Origin of the sequence: Paenibacillus sp. FSL W7-1279 (assembly GCF_037969845.1) — a bacterium.
Classification (GTDB): Bacteria; Bacillota; Bacilli; order Paenibacillales; family Paenibacillaceae; genus Paenibacillus_AQ.
The window spans coordinates 3,319,714-3,334,568 of the sequence record NZ_CP150215.1 but is presented as its reverse complement, the minus strand read 5'-3'; the positions used below and the strand labels follow the sequence as shown (position 1 = coordinate 3,334,568).

The window sequence follows — 14,855 nt, the reverse complement described above, 5'->3', positions numbered from 1 at the left end:
CCATGAATGAACAGCGCCAAATCACGGTCCTGCAGGCCTCTGCCATTACGATCAGCACCATCGTGGGAGTAGGTGTGCTTGCACTCCCTTTGTCGGCGGTCAAAGCTGCGGATGCCGGGGCTCCGTTCGTTACTTTTTTGGGAATGCTGCTGGCGTTTGTCGGACTTTTCTTCATGACCCGGCTCGGCATGCGGTTTCCGAACGACTCATATGTGGAGTACAGCGAAGTCATCATCGGCAAGTGGTTCGGTCGAATCACAAGCGTGATCTCGATTGCGTTTTTTGCGGTTTTGAGCTCTCTGGTTGCAAGAGAATTCGGTGAGGTTGTCGTTACGGCCGTCCTGAAGAATACACCGCTGGAGGTAACCGTGCTGGTCATGCTGCTCCTAGCTGCATTTTCTTCACGCCGAAATATTATGACATTTGCATATATCCACTTATTCTACAGCCCCTTTATTCTGATACCTGCGCTTTTGATCGTCGCCCTTTCATTAAAAAATGCAGACTTGGTCAATGTTCTCCCTGTATGGGGAAATGAGCCCGGAGGCATACCGGCAGGCATTATTACGCTCTCCACCGTGTTCCATGGATACTTTATTATGATGATGGTCATTCCGGCCATGTGCAAACCTGAAAGAGCGATGCGGTCCAGCCTATGGGCCATGGTAGTAACCGGCGCTTTGTATATTTTGATCGTGGCTGCCACCGTGGGCGTGTTTGGAGCCGAGGAAACCAAAAAGCTGTTGTGGCCGACACTGGAGCTTGCCAAAGCAACTTCATTGCCTGCCAATGTGCTAGAACGCTTGGATGCAGTCTTTCTAGCCGTATGGGTAACGGCTGTATTTACATCCTTGTTCTCTTGTTACTACTTTACGCTTTACTCGATAAGCAAGCTCTTCCGGTTAGCGGATCACGGGATGATATCCTTCTTCATCCTGCCCATTCTATTCGTCCTGGCCATGCTGCCCCAAAGCTTGATTCAATTGAATGAAGTGAACAGCATGATATCCAAATATGGACTGCTGATTACTATCGCGTATCCCGGAATCCTGCTGGTCATCGCCATCCTGCGCAAAAAAAGAGGTGCAGCCAAATGATCGGGGAAATTTACAGCGGTTATTTGGATGTTGCCATACTGATCTGGCTCTTCTCCGGCTTGTTCAATCTGTTCATCGACACGAATAAGTACAGACAATCGAACATGACCAAGGAAAAAAAGGTATCCCGCGTGCTGGGCTGGATCAACATCGGAATCGTAACGGTTTGGTTTCTAATTATCGTCCTTGTTAAAGTCTTCGTGTGAGTTTAAATGTCTGAGTTCAGGAGGATCTCAATGAGTAAGAGAGTAAATGCCCGCCTTAACCTAAAATTCATGATCCTTCTTCTCCTCTGCTCACTTCTGACAGGCTGCTGGGATCGGATGGAGATAGAGGAACGCGCCGTCGTTCTGGGTATATCGATCGACACGGCCGACAAGGATGCCGAGATTCGTGAAGAAGAAATTTCTCATCTTCGAGGGAAATATCCCGCACCGAAACAGGAAATGATCCAATTATCCGTTCAAATCGCTCTTCCCGGAAGAATACCGCTCGGACCCGGCGAAGGCGGTGCTTCGGGAGAAGGCGCCCAAGAAACCGTGTGGGTGCTTGATGTTGTAGGGCATACCGTCGATGATGCGATGATGAATCTCCAGCAGCAAATATCAGGCAAATTGTTTTTTGGACATCTCCGCGTCATCGTCGTGTCTGAAGAGTTTGCCAGAAAGGGAATGGAGAATTTAAACGACTATCTTCACCGAAACGCGGAAGTTCGCCGTATGGCCTGGTTGATGGTATCCAAGGGGAAAGCAAAGGAACTGATGGAGGCTGCTCCGAAGCTGGAGCGCGTCCCGGCATTGTATTTGTCCTCCACGCTGGACGATGCCGTTAAGCATGGCAAGTTCCCGATCGACTATATCGGAACCTTTTGGAACAATTCTTCGAAGAAGGGGCAGGAAGGATTTCTGCCCTATATCCAAATCATGAAGGGGGAGAACGTGGAGATCAGCGGCATGGCTTTTTTCAAAGGGGCCAAATTGGTCGGCGTGACGAAACCGTTTGAAATTGCCGGATATTTAGTCATCAAGGGAATCAGTCCGGCAGGATACCGAGGAATCATTCATATCGGAGACGATTCTCAGGTTGTTACCATTCATGCAACGAACCGGGAATCAGAAATCAAGGTGGACATCAAGAACGGCCTTCCTCATTTTACGATCACGGCAGTGACGGAAGTGAATGTCGAAGAAAAAAATACGGAAACCCTCCCGCTCAATAACTCGCATATTCTTGAGGAAATTGCGAGGGAGAACGAACGATCCGCTAAAGAACTCATGCTCGGACTCATCCAAAAAACGCAAAAAAAAGAATCCGATATTTTCGGATTCGGCGAATTGGTACGAGCCAGAAAACCAACCTATTGGAATAGCCATGTCAAAACCGCGGATCAATGGAGTGAAATTTATAAAAATACAACCTTTGATTTCCGTGTGACATCGAAAGTCCGAAGAGTCGGCATGAAGGCGGAATGATGATGCAGAATGCGTACGAAAAACGTCGTGGGACAGCAGACATGATGGGTCCCCATGGAGTTGCTTTATTTCATCCAGGCGTCCGGGCCGACATCATGAGCAGTGAGCGGGGGATTGGCCCGCTGCTTGCCTGGAGCATATTCATCTGCACCCACGTCAGGTATATAGCGGAACTGGCCATCCATGTCGTCCGCTGCAACGAATGGAGTCAGTGCAGCGTCAACGGCCGGGCTATAGACGGATAAGCGGATGAGGCCGTCCATACTGCGCACCAAATGGAGCTCTTGTTTGGTCATCTCTCTATCCACGACGGGATTGTTCGAAATCGGTGCGTTCCCCGAGAGCATATTCCCCTTGTACACAGCCCGTTCCTGTTCGGGTGCTTGGATCACCGCATCGGTTTCATGAAACATGGTACCCGCATGGCTAAATATCAGATTGTTATAAATCTTTGTCCCAACAGGCTGATAGGTTCTGCCGCCCAGATTGAAAGTTGTTGTTTGATTGCCGACATTCACGATGGTATTATTGTAGACTTGAACATTATACTGCCGCCAATGTCCCCGCAAAAGTTCCGTTCTTTGTTCAGCCGGCAGATCGCCAAGCCTTGCAGTTTGCTCTTGGTTTCCACCCCAACGAACGATTGGATTCGTACTGCCTTCAGGTCCGCCGTCATGTGTTCCGCCATCAAGACGAATCACTTTGTCCGTAAGGCCTTCCATGTAATTGTTGTAGATTTTGTGATCATTGCCGTAGATCCGGAATCCGCTGCTGCCGGGTGTCACCCCGTCCCCGATCAGATGGTTACCGTAGAAGCTGTTACGGTTTCCATGCCGAGACACAATCCCGCCGTATGAATGACGAATCGTGTTGTTCCGAATGATATTGTCGCTGCTCTTCACCGATATCACTTCATCTTCACCGTTAAAGCCGTCAAATAAATTGTACTGAACCGTAATATAACCGGATGCGAGCGAGGTACTGGAAAGCCCGAGCCTGATGGCTTCCAACCCGTTGGTTACCCGGGGACCAATATCGTGAAAATAGTTATACTCGATGACGTCGTATTGCGAAATATGCTGTCCGCTATGCCCTTCGCCATCATAAATCAGGACTGCGCCAAAACCTTTCTTCGGTCCAATATCATTATAAGCGATCCGGTTATGGCTGCTCGTTCCTTCAACACGGATGTAATGCCTGTGCGTGCCATTGTCCGTTATGAGTTTCGGATCTTCAAATGGCGTTAACCCCTTATATACTTCTCCGTTCGGATTATACCGATCTTCACTGTACCGGCAGCTGTTCTCCACATTGAGCAAACACCATACATATCGGTTTTGAGCTTTAAATCGGTAGGGCTGACCCGTTTCATCCAAGGCAAAGGTGTTGCCCAAAATAGAGATTCGGCTGGAGCTTTCCAGCTGAATCCCTGGATGAACTCCGGTGAGCGCCCGATGCGCCAAACCTCGATCTATCAAGGTCTGTTTTCCATTCTCATCGCCGATCCCGTTCCGGAACGTGAGTCCGCTGACCTCAATATAATTTGAATTTTCGATGTGCATATAGCTATTCCCGCTAATAATTGCCTTGCCGGACTTCCCGGTAATCCGAATCGGATAGACGGCAGAGCCGTGTTTATCCTTCACAACAAACGGACCGTTCTGCTCGTATGTCCCATCCTTCAGTTCAATCAGCGTACCAGCCACAGCCTGATCCAGCGCCTGCTGCAATTGTTCCGCCGTGCTGACCGAGACGCGCTTCATCTCCGGAGGCTTTACATCCTCCTCCTTCACTTCGCCCGCGTTTGGTGGAAGCGGAGGTTGCGGCTCTTCCGGTGATTCACCCGGCACTTTCCCTGCGTAAAGCTCTACTTCCATAATACTGTTCCAGTTTCCCGAGCTGCCGCTGGCATTATTGCCATATCCGATCAACCGCAAATACCTTGCCTTCACCGTAGGCTGTAATACATAGGTTTGCATGATGCTATCTTCCGGTTTCAGCTGCCGGCTGAACTGTCGTTCAAAAACAACGGTGCTGGATTGGAAATCTTCAGTATTCGAAGCTAATATCTCAAAGCTGGACTGACGCTCTCTAGCATTCAGAAACGCAATGTTCACATAAGTAACGGTTTGTTCCGTGCCTAGATCAAACTGCAGCCATTGACCTTGACCCGATGCGGACCAGCGGCTTTGCTGGCTCTCCGCGTCCTCGCCCCATACCCCATCCAATACATTACCAGGTACATAGTTCGTGCCCGATTGGTGGCTGCTTGCCGTTACCGTGCTCTCGATTCGGTTCATGCCGCTCCCTCCTGCATCACTTGATGCCCCTTGGGCTTCTGAAGACGACATCATCAGTGTTCCGACCAATAGGATCAAGACCAGCCCCATACATATCAATCTGTGATACCGTTGGTTTAATGCGTTTATTAACGGTTTCATATCCGTTCACCTCTCTTCGAATATTAACGCCCATAACCAATCAGAATACGCGATGAACCCAGCCCCGAAGCTTCGCCAGAGCCTCGATGTAATAATAATCCCCATAAATTAGCGACACATTGATATTGGTGTCCGCTGGCTTATGGCCGGTTCCGCCAAACAGGATTCCCTCATGCTCATGGACTTGAAATGCTGCATACTCCGTCGATAATGCCAGAACGATTCGCTCAGCGGCTGTCCGGTATACAGCCCCAACCTCCGGAGTGGTCAAGGCAGCGAGCTCCAACAATCCGGAAGCAGCAATGGCCGCTGCGGAGGTGTCACGTGGCTCAGTATCGGGATTCGGTACCCGGAAGTCCCATGGCGGCACCCCGTGCCCCTGCAAAGAAGCTATAAAATGATGAGCTACCCGCTCGGCGGCATACAGAAAATTCTTGTTGTTCGTAAAACGGTAAGCGTTAGCCATCCCGTACAGCGCCCACGCATTCCCTCTCGACCAGCAGGATTCCGGGGCATAGCCCTGCCAACCCTTATACTCCAGCAATTCCCCGCTTTCCGGATCAAACACGGCCACATGACAGGTGGATCCATCGGCACGGATCATATGCTCCAAAGCCATATTCGCATGAGCATTCGCCACGTGGCGGAATCTCGGGTCTTCACCTTCTTCGGAAGCCCAGTACAAGAGGGACAGGTTCATGAGGCAATCGATAATAGCCCAACCCGGGAGATCCTTGTTCCATGCCCTGATGTACTGGCCAGCCAGGTTAAATCGTCCAGCCAGAAAGTTAGCCGCCGCAAGTCCTCGTCTTCTGCCATCGGCATCTCCGGTTAGCTTATATTTCAATACGGCTGTCGGCAAATACTGAAACCCGACATCATGATGGAAGCGACTCTCTTCCAAGGTCAATCGTTCCATCCGTATGTCCCACTCCCACGCCGCTTCCTTATACTTCGCATCCCCGGTCATATCGTAAAAAATCCACAGCGTTCCCGGCCAAAACCCCGATATCCAGTTGTCCAAGGTCAAGCCGTCGTATTCCCCATCCTTGGCTGCATGGGGTGCAAGTTCAGGCTCTCTAGCCAGCATCCGGTCCACCTTCAACCGAGCAGCGTTCCACCACATATCCAAGTCGAGTTCATGTTGAATCTTTAATTTACTCATCATATCCTCCTGTCGTTATCCTTTAATGGCACCAATTAGGGCACCTTTCACAAAGTACTTCTGCAGAAACGGATAGACCAGCAGAATCGGTACCGTTGCCACGATAATGGTTGCATGCTTGAGCGTTTCGCCGATAACGGCAACCTCTCCTCCGCTCGCTCCGCTTGCCATGGAGCTTGCATCATTGAGAAGCAGCAGCTCTCGCAGGACGAGCTGAAGCGGGTACAAGGAGCGATCCTGCAAATAGATCATGGCCTGAAACCACGAGTTCCAGTGGCTGACTCCGTAATACAGCAGCATAACGGCGATGACCGGCATGCACAGCGGCATCATGATCCGGAATAGGATGACGAACTCATTGGCTCCATCAATCTTTGCCGATTCCTCCAGACTATCAGGCACCGCCTCAAAAGCCGTTCTCATGATAATCAGATTAAAAGCAGATATAGCCTGAGGGATAATCAAGGACCACAGCGTATTGGTGAGCTCCAGGCCTTTCACTGTAAAATACAGCGGAATTAAACCGCCGCTGAAGAACATGGTGAATACGATAAACAGCATCAGCTGCTTGCGATATCGCAAACCCTTACGGGACAGCGCATACGCTCCGAACGCGGTCAACGTGATATTGAGCACCAAACCGCCCGAAACGATTAAAAACGTATTCACGTATCCTTGTATAATCATCGGATTGTCAAACACGAGCCGGTATGCATTAAATGTTATATCCAGCGGCTTCCATAGAATCCCCGAATGCTGCATGTAACGGGTTGGATCGCTCAAGGAAGCAAACAGCACGTATATCAATGGATATAACGTACATAAGGTGATTACGGTCAACAAGACGTAATTCAAAACATCAAACAGCTTTTCACCAACCGATCGATTCCCGGCTCTCCATTCCATTCCCCTCACCTCCTACCACAAGCTGGTTTTATTCATTCTGCGGCTCAGCCAGTTTGAGCCTATAACAAGCGTGAAATTAATGGCCGAATTGAACAACCCTACCGCCGAACTGAAGCTGTAATTGAATTCCTGCAGCCCCACCCGGTACACATAGGAGCTGATCACGTCTGCCGTATCGTAGGTTGACGGGTTGTAGAGCAGGATGATTTTCTCGCTGCCAACGTTCATCAGCCTCCCGATTTCAAGAATGAACAGGATGATAATCGTAGGCATGATCCCTGGCAAAGTCACATTCAACATCTGCCTCCACCGATTGGCTCCATCAATCTTCGCGGCCTCATATTGTTCCTGGTCGATACCGGCCAGGGCGGCAAGATAGATGATGGTCCCCCAACCGATGTTCTGCCAAATTCCGGAGGTTACGAAAAGGGTCCGGAAATATTCAGACTCCAGCAGAAGAGAGACCCGTTCCCATCCGAAAAAAGCCAAAATATCGTTGATTAACCCGTCACTCATCGTGAATTCCTTAATAATGCCGCAAACAACGACCAGCGAAATAAAATGCGGCATATACGTTATGGTTTGAACCGTGCGTTTGAATGCGGTTTTCCTCACCTCGTTTAGCAGAAGCGCCAATATAATGGGTGCCGGAAAGCCAAAGAGGAGCTCATAAAAGCTGATTAACAGCGTATTTTTGACGACCCGCCAAAAATAAATGCCGTTAAAAAACGATTCGAAATGCTCCCAGCCGGCCCATGGACTACCCATGATGCCAAGACGTGGAGAGAACTCCTTAAAGGCGATGGACGCCCCGTACATGGGGAAATAATGAAAAACCGCAAAGTATAGGAGTACCGGGATTAACATGATGTACAGGAAACGATTTTTACTAATGTCCTTTAACAAGCCCCAATTTCGAGGATCCAGTCCTGCCGAGTTAGAAGGAATTGACGTGCGTGTCGGAGGCGGAAGTTTCGCCATGCCGTGCTCACTCCTTATGTTCTGTCTATTGAAGGTTCAAGTTAGCGAGGGGATGAGAGCTCGCTCCATTCCCCTCGCAATTCATTATCTGCTGTTATATCGATCCAGAGCGCTTTGATAGATCTCAACCGCACGTTCAATCCCCAGCTTCTTGATTTGCTCCACGTATTTCTCATAACTCTCCATCGGCTCCTTGCCGACAATGAACTTAACAAACATTTCCTCTTTATAGTTGCTTACTTCGGTTAGAATCTTGCCAAGCTCCTTGCTTTCTTCGACGGTTGGCGTCAGGAAGCCAGGCAGTATATGCTTCTCGGCATCCGTCTTTGCCCATACTTTCACGGCCTCATCCTGCTCAGGGAACGTATTCCAATTCCGGCGTTCATCCGCTTCGTAAGGTCCATTGGGCTTGGAATACTGCGATACCATCTGCTGCAGACTATATTTCTCATTGTTTTTAATCAAATCGGTATACACGGGAGTCCCGTTCTCCATCGTGTAGCTCTCCCCTTCAATGCCGAAGTTGTAGAGCATCGCGCCCTCATCGCTGTAGGCATAATCCAGCCAGCGTACGATCAATTCCGGATTTTTGGCGGCGGTTGTGATGGCTTTGCTTGGTCCCGGATTGTACTTGAAATCCCGTTGTCCGATAAAGGGAACTTCGTCTTTATTGAGAGTTGGATACGGAGCTCCTACCAGCTTGAATTTCGGATCCTGCGCCTTCATAGCATCCATCCATTTACCCATGCCGCCGCTGAGAAGATGCACCGTTGCGCCGGTCTGCCCGGTGAGAATCTTGTTGTCCAACGCTTTGGTATCGGTGAGCGCAAAGTCCTTGTCAAACAATCCTTCCGTAAACCACTTGCGGAATAAGGCCAGAAAATCTTTATACTGCGGATCTATGGGACCATACCTCACCTTTCCTTCATCGTCGACATAGAAGGAGTTTGAGGTGCGGTAAGCTCCGATGAAAGCATCGCGGATCTCAAAGTTCCCTCCGGTGTAAGTGACACTTAGCGGTGCTTTGGCACCCTTCTCGTCACGAAAGGCAATTAACGTCTTCTCCCACTCCTCTATGGTCGTTGGAACTGGAAGACCAAGCTCATCCAGCCAATCCTGACGGATCATGGGACCGCGGAAGACGAGACCGGATGGATTGCGAATCATGGGAAATACATAATATTTGCCGCTATCTGTCTTGACCATTTGATCAAGCATCGGATCCGCTTCAAGTTTCTTCTTCAAGTTCGGGGCATATTGATCAATCAGATCATTAAGCTCCAGGATGACACCGTCCTGAATGGCTTTCTCCGGTCCGCCCGGATAAGAGCCCGCACTTCGTCCGGTCCAATCGTATTCAATGACATCGGGAAGCTCATCGGACGCGATCATTAGATTGAACTGCTCCGCCGTCTGCTGATCATTAGGATGAATATACTCCACCTGAACTCCTGTTTTTTCGGCTAGCGCTTTCCCAAACGGCGTATCGGCCAGGTTGGAATAGAAGGTTACCGCATTCATGTTCAAGATTTCCCATGACGTGATCGATTCGGGTGTATTTAGCGGATACGATGAACCGATTGCAGTGGCTGTACCCTTCCCGGCCTCGTTCGGCTTAGCATCCAGCGTGTCATTCTTACTTCCCGACGAACATCCCGCAAGCACCAGACTTGTTAACAATATGGCGGTCAGTCCTGACTTTACATTTCGCAACAAGCTGTCTTTGACCAGCAAACGTTGAACCATCATCATTCCCCCGATTGTAAGATTAAGGTAGCGGTTAGGCCAGCATGATGCCCTATCCGATGTCATTGTTCAATAAAACCCGCGTCCCTGACCATAGACAAAATCTAAAATCGCAGGCAATTCCTTAAAAATCGATGGATTTCCCTCCAAAATCCGGGTTTACAGTGCGGCTTTTTGATATTTCCCGGGGGTCACTCCTTCGAATTTTTTAAAGATTCGCAGGAACGTGCTGACATCCGAGTAACCGACCTGGTTAGCGATTTCAATGACGGTAAGCTTTTGCAGAACTAGCAGTTCTTTTGCTTTAGACAGGCGGAGGCGGTTAATGGTATCCAGCAAGGCTTCTCCTGTAAATTCCTTGTACAGTCTCGATACATACGAGGGGGTCATCTGAAAAGCGTCGCCAATCATTGAAATATTCAATTTCGGGTCATACAGATGCTCTTGGACATACTGCGAGACATCTTCGATTAAATAACGGTGATGATTCCGTTTCTCGGCCAGAATCCATTCACAGACTTGCGAAAGCATCTGTTTCATCCGCTCCTTCATCTCCGGAACATGATCGCACTCAAGCAATAGATCCGCATCGATGAATTGCTCTTCATATGTTCGCTTGCTGCCCGCTTTCACTTCCTCAAGCGTATTCAGCATCGTGCTTGCCAGGTTGTACATCAGGCATTTGGCGATTGGTACCGAAACCGGATGCTTTGAAAAATTGGCTTGGAATATATCATCCAAAATGGCTTCTGCTTTGTCGTAGCTCCCGCTCTTCACCAAGCCTATAAACTGCTGCTCGACACTCAAAGGATAATAAAATTGACGGGTTTGCATACTCTTGTCAGAAAGCGTGTCCGTATATGGGATGAACTGTCCGCTCCCCATTACAATCCGGTATTCAAGTGCGGCCTGTGCTTCTTGATAAGAAAGGGCAATGCCATGCAAACTCGAATGAACCTGACCCACAGCCACCGTAAGCTCTGCTTCAATATGCTTTCGCATGAATTCGCGAACCTGAGCCAGTATTCGATTCAACACACATTGCTCCTGCTCCTCTGACAAGCTCGCTTTGAAGTTAACGACACAAGCAAGCGCATCGTTCACTTCTGTTGTAAACACGAGCGCTTCATCGGAAGCCGTATCCTCAAGCACGTTAGTCAATATGAAATAAAGCATTTGCTGCTTCTGATCCGGGAGCCCGTGAATGCCAAACTGCTCAAACTTGCCATAATGATCAATCGATATCAGCAGGACGACAGATCGGTTGGAATGAAACTGAATATCGTGAGCAGGCAACGTGGTATGGAGAGACTGATCATGATCGGAGTACCCCATTAACAGACGCCGCAATAAATGCGCTCGTATTGTATTGCGATGTTTGTGAAGCGCCGTTTGCATATCTGCCTTTTCATGAAAATGCTGCTGAATCGTCCCCTGCAGGAACGAGTATTCGTTGGCTCCCGCGTCAAACCTCAGACCGAATTGCTTGGATAAACTTTGCAGCATCAATTGAACCGGCATATAGTTTCTGCGTAAGAACAATACTGTAACGATCCCTCCGATAAACAAGCTCAGGGCGATGCTGATCCATGTCAGATGACGTAAATCTTTCATCTTCTCATTAAATAATGCTGCTGGCAGTACGGATACATATTTCCATCCGGTTACTTGCGACGTAATATAGGAAACGGCGAACCTCCCCTCGCCCGAGTCCATGTAGATCATTCCGCTATCTCCTTGAAGCTGCTCATAATTCAGGCCAGCAGGTACGGTCGGATCCTGTCGTGATGCAGCGATATACTGACTATCCGTATCGATAATGAACATACTCGCATCCTTTTGCAGGGGAACGCTCTCGATGAGCTTCGAATCCTTGATCAAGAACAGGACAACAGCAGGGGGCTGTGCAGGGGAATTAAATACAAGGGAATGAGCAAATACAACCACCGGGAAGCTCTGAAGGCCATCTTGAAACTCCATAGATTTGTAACCGTTTACATATCTTTGCTCAAACAGTCCCATCCACTTCTCATAGGAGGGTTCGTCATTTCGCCGCAGTTTTTGATAGAGGCCCCTGCCGCTTGTGTGGCCATAGGTTGAAATCACTGTATCACTGTTCAAATACATGACGTAAATATCCTCAATCGAATCGTTTGCATTTTTATAAGTTCGCAGGCTTTCCGATATGCTGAACACATCGTAATACTGGTGATCACGAAGTGGTAACTCCACGCTGGAAAATGCCGATATCCCTTTGTTTAGCGCGATTTCCAGACTTAAACGCTCCAGACTTTTCAGCTTGCTGTCAATGGACATTTCCATCTGCTGAAGAAGCAATTCGTTTGCCCGATTGGTCTCGCTCTTCACTTGGTGGTATGAGAATGAATACAGCACAAAGCTGATCAGAATCGGCACCATTAATACGGTGACATAAGAGAACAGCCACGCCACAATGACGCTGCGATTATATTTGCGAAGGATGCTGAACATATGATTTTCCTCCTTATAGAGGTTGTTCAAAAAGTCCGCTTTTGATCACGAAGCGAATCAGGAAGCAGTTCAGCATCGAATCTTGAATTCAGCCGGGCCTTCCGGTGCTCACGTACCCAAAACGTACGCTCCGCTCCTGACGTCCCTAGCTTCATCCAACCTTCTCGGTGCTGAAAATCGACCTTTTTGAACACACACTTATAGCCTTTGGTGATAACAAGAGCAGCCTTCATAGGGATAAGGCTGCTCTTGAGAGGAGAACGGTTGCAGGTTTTTACGATGATCTACCGATTATTGGGGAATCCCATACAATCTCCACGGTTTACGACTGCCAAACAGATTGCATTTGCCCTTCTCAGCAGGGATAGGCGAGATGCGGAATCGAGTGGATCCGCTCCCATCGGCTCTGTAAATATAAGCTTCCTCACCAGTCTTCAAAGCCAGATCGATCGTCCCGTCTGCCTGGATTGGACACTTCCTCGTGATTCCCCCGATGTCAATGACCAGGTCGTTGTCCGCAGAAGTGGCCATATCCGTTACGATCCGGCAGGGCTCTCCGGCAATACTGCAAATATGTATCCAAGCTGTGCGCCCTTCCTCCCGAGCTGCGCTAACAAGAAAGCCTCCTTCTGCCCGTAGCTGATGGAATACCGACTCCGGCCACTCTTTAGGGACTGCAGGGAATACATAGATCCGCTCCCCTCTGCTCTGAAGCAGCATATCTTGGATCGACTCTGCCCCGGCCAGCGGTGTTTCGATGACCGGTCCAGCTTCTTTATACATGGTGTTCGGCTTAATGAGATGCATTAAACTTCGCAAATACGCGAGAGCTTCATCTCCTAAACCTAACTTGGCCGCGATGGAGGCGGCTCCGGTAAAGCTGAATCCGCGCAAATCTCCTTCAAGGCCGATCCAATGCCGAAGCGAGCGAAGAATCTGCTCCTTCTCCTCTTCGGTATCGCCGACGATATGCAGTGGAAAGGCCGCCAGCATATGGCTGAAATGACGGTGTCCGAATTCCATACGTTGACCCTCGCCGATCATATAACCGGATGAATCGACCGGGAAAGGTACCAAGCGCTCTAGCACTTCCCGCCAACTGTCATGAAGCGGGTCATGAACACTAAGCTGATCCGCCATGCGGATCAACGTTTCACATCCCCAGCGCAGCAGCGCTAAATCATAATGAGTATCAGTTGTCTTCACCTGCTTAAAGGACCCGTATTCCGGTGAGACTGTGGGAGGTAAGTGTAGACGGCCGTCCTGCCCTTCCTCAAGAAGATGCAAATATAAACCCACACTGCGCCGCAGAAGAGGATATACCAGGCTTCGCAGCATTTGATCATCCATGGCATATCGGTAATGACGCCAGCAGTTATGCATCACCCAAGTTAAATTCCCCACCTCATCCGTAACCGGACTGTTCAGATCATAGCTTGAGCTTCGACCAAGTCCTGCCGAGTCTGCACGGTATGCTTCGGGAACATTACGGATCAATTGATCCTGATGCCCCTCCAAAGAACGAATCAGCGACATGCCCAGATGGAGTCGATTGGCCGTATAGATCGGAGAGTAACTCATCTGAACGTTCATATTGAACCATAGTCCAGGCCATGGCGTCGATGTGAGCCACGGCCCCTGATTATCGATAGGGAATGAGTCTGCCCGGGTCGCAGACGCAAGCTTATACATCTGTATCCAGTAAAAGCTTTCCAACTGCTGATCCGGTATGGAAATGAAGCTTTCCGGATAGTAATAATGCCACCACCTGCGATGCTTATGAATCCAAGCTTCCCAGCCTGAGGTTGATTTCGGCACAGCCCGAAGTTCCCGTATCGCCTGATCACGAACGAAATCGTCCGTGCCATTCATTACGGTTAAGATGCAGATCTGGCGATGCGAGCTTCCCACCCCCTGCTCAGTCTGGTCAGGACGGTGAGTTATCCAAGCCGTAGTGCAGCCATCCCCGCTTCCATATTCCTGTATACCGATCGATACCTCACCGGATTCTATATGCTGAACGGTGGTATCAGGTATATATTGGTTGAGATTGATCCCGTCCGCGTTTTTCAAAATAGGGTCAACTTCCGGATAGGCGTACCACTTCAGCTTCGCATGGCGTTCACCTTCATCTGCATCGAGCTCCAAGACAAGTACGGGCGCCAATGCATGCACAAGCGCACGAATTCTGACTTCACCCTTCGTAGTCGGTATAACCGCCCGGAGCTCCGCGTTCCATAACTCCAGCCGCATTTCATAGGGCTGATAAATCCAACCCTCCAGCTCCAATGCAAGCTCGCCAATAGGCACGCGTACAGGAAAAGCCTCTACATCCGGACGCGATGCGGTTATATCGGAACGTCCAAGCACAAAACGCAGCACATTCCGTTTATCCCGATGTTCTTCACTGTAGATCATCGCTCCGAGCATGCCGTTTCCAAGAAAAGCTCCTTCATCCCAGCTGATCGGACGCGTGGTCCACACCATATCGTGTCTGGACATAAACACGGGCCAGTCAATGGCATTCTCAATGCGGGTAGTCACGATATCCCTCCCA

10 protein-coding genes are annotated in these 14,855 nt (G+C 49.4%); 3 read left to right on the top strand and 7 right to left on the bottom strand.

Annotated elements, in window-relative coordinates:
* The first annotated feature begins 2 nt into the window (after nt 1–2).
* From MKY82_RS14835 to MKY82_RS14825, 3 genes are read left to right on the top strand one after another with little or no spacing between them, the layout of a single operon-like run.
* Nucleotides 3–1,097, top strand: coding sequence for an endospore germination permease (locus tag MKY82_RS14835; RefSeq protein ID WP_194542440.1), 1,095 nt, complete (start codon nt 3–5; stop codon nt 1,095–1,097).
* Nucleotides 1,094–1,303: a CLC_0170 family protein gene (locus MKY82_RS14830; RefSeq protein WP_194542439.1), complete on the top strand. Its 210-nt coding sequence runs from the start codon at nt 1,094–1,096 to the stop codon at nt 1,301–1,303. The genes MKY82_RS14835 and MKY82_RS14830 overlap by 4 nt, the downstream gene beginning before the upstream one ends.
* A gap of 30 nt (nt 1,304–1,333) precedes the next feature.
* Entirely contained in the window at nt 1,334–2,569 is a 1,236-nt protein-coding gene (locus tag MKY82_RS14825; RefSeq protein WP_220685440.1) for a Ger(x)C family spore germination protein, read from the top strand.
* A gap of 65 nt (nt 2,570–2,634) precedes the next feature.
* Here the strand turns inward: MKY82_RS14825 and MKY82_RS14820 are convergent, their stop codons facing one another.
* From MKY82_RS14820 to MKY82_RS14790, 7 genes are all read right to left on the bottom strand, one after another.
* Nucleotides 2,635–5,010: a chondroitinase-B domain-containing protein gene (locus tag MKY82_RS14820; protein WP_339296435.1), complete on the bottom strand. Its 2,376-nt coding sequence runs from the start codon at nt 5,008–5,010 to the stop codon at nt 2,635–2,637.
* A 40-nt stretch (nt 5,011–5,050) separates the two neighbouring features.
* The gene (locus MKY82_RS14815; protein WP_339296434.1) at nt 5,051–6,178 is read right to left on the bottom strand and encodes a glycoside hydrolase family 88 protein; all 1,128 of its coding nucleotides are present in this window, start codon (nt 6,176–6,178) and stop codon (nt 5,051–5,053) included.
* Nucleotides 6,179–6,190: 12 nt separating this feature from the next.
* Nucleotides 6,191–7,081, bottom strand: coding sequence for a carbohydrate ABC transporter permease (locus MKY82_RS14810; RefSeq protein ID WP_220685443.1), 891 nt, complete (start codon nt 7,079–7,081; stop codon nt 6,191–6,193).
* Between the two features lie 12 nt (nt 7,082–7,093).
* A complete protein-coding gene (locus MKY82_RS14805; RefSeq protein ID WP_071220961.1) occupies nt 7,094–8,062 on the bottom strand; it encodes an ABC transporter permease subunit in 969 nt (322 codons plus the stop codon).
* A gap of 84 nt (nt 8,063–8,146) precedes the next feature.
* Nucleotides 8,147–9,814 carry an extracellular solute-binding protein gene (locus MKY82_RS14800; protein ID WP_339296433.1) on the bottom strand — a complete coding sequence of 556 codons (1,668 nt, stop codon included), beginning with the start codon at nt 9,812–9,814 and terminating at the stop codon, nt 8,147–8,149.
* A gap of 153 nt (nt 9,815–9,967) precedes the next feature.
* The gene (locus MKY82_RS14795) at nt 9,968–12,298 is read right to left on the bottom strand and encodes a helix-turn-helix domain-containing protein (protein ID WP_339296432.1); all 2,331 of its coding nucleotides are present in this window, start codon (nt 12,296–12,298) and stop codon (nt 9,968–9,970) included.
* Nucleotides 12,299–12,589: 291 nt separating this feature from the next.
* A complete protein-coding gene (locus MKY82_RS14790; RefSeq protein WP_339296431.1) occupies nt 12,590–14,842 on the bottom strand; it encodes a glycoside hydrolase family 95-like protein in 2,253 nt (750 codons plus the stop codon).
* Between the last annotated feature and the right edge of the window lie 13 nt (nt 14,843–14,855).

What these genes read in the sequence shown, in the direction of transcription:
- MKY82_RS14835 (WP_194542440.1), top strand. Translation starts at nt 3, where the DNA reads ATGAATGAACAGCGCCAAATCACGGTCCTGCAGGCCTCTGCCATTACG.
- MKY82_RS14830 (WP_194542439.1), top strand. Translation starts at nt 1,094, where the DNA reads ATGATCGGGGAAATTTACAGCGGTTATTTGGATGTTGCCATACTGATC.
- MKY82_RS14825 (WP_220685440.1), top strand. Translation starts at nt 1,334, where the DNA reads ATGAGTAAGAGAGTAAATGCCCGCCTTAACCTAAAATTCATGATCCTT.
- MKY82_RS14820 (WP_339296435.1), bottom strand. Translation starts at nt 5,010, where the DNA reads ATGAAACCGTTAATAAACGCATTAAACCAACGGTATCACAGATTGATA.
- MKY82_RS14815 (WP_339296434.1), bottom strand. Translation starts at nt 6,178, where the DNA reads ATGATGAGTAAATTAAAGATTCAACATGAACTCGACTTGGATATGTGG.
- MKY82_RS14810 (WP_220685443.1), bottom strand. Translation starts at nt 7,081, where the DNA reads ATGGAATGGAGAGCCGGGAATCGATCGGTTGGTGAAAAGCTGTTTGAT.
- MKY82_RS14805 (WP_071220961.1), bottom strand. Translation starts at nt 8,062, where the DNA reads ATGGCGAAACTTCCGCCTCCGACACGCACGTCAATTCCTTCTAACTCG.
- MKY82_RS14800 (WP_339296433.1), bottom strand. Translation starts at nt 9,814, where the DNA reads ATGATGATGGTTCAACGTTTGCTGGTCAAAGACAGCTTGTTGCGAAAT.
- MKY82_RS14795 (WP_339296432.1), bottom strand. Translation starts at nt 12,298, where the DNA reads ATGTTCAGCATCCTTCGCAAATATAATCGCAGCGTCATTGTGGCGTGG.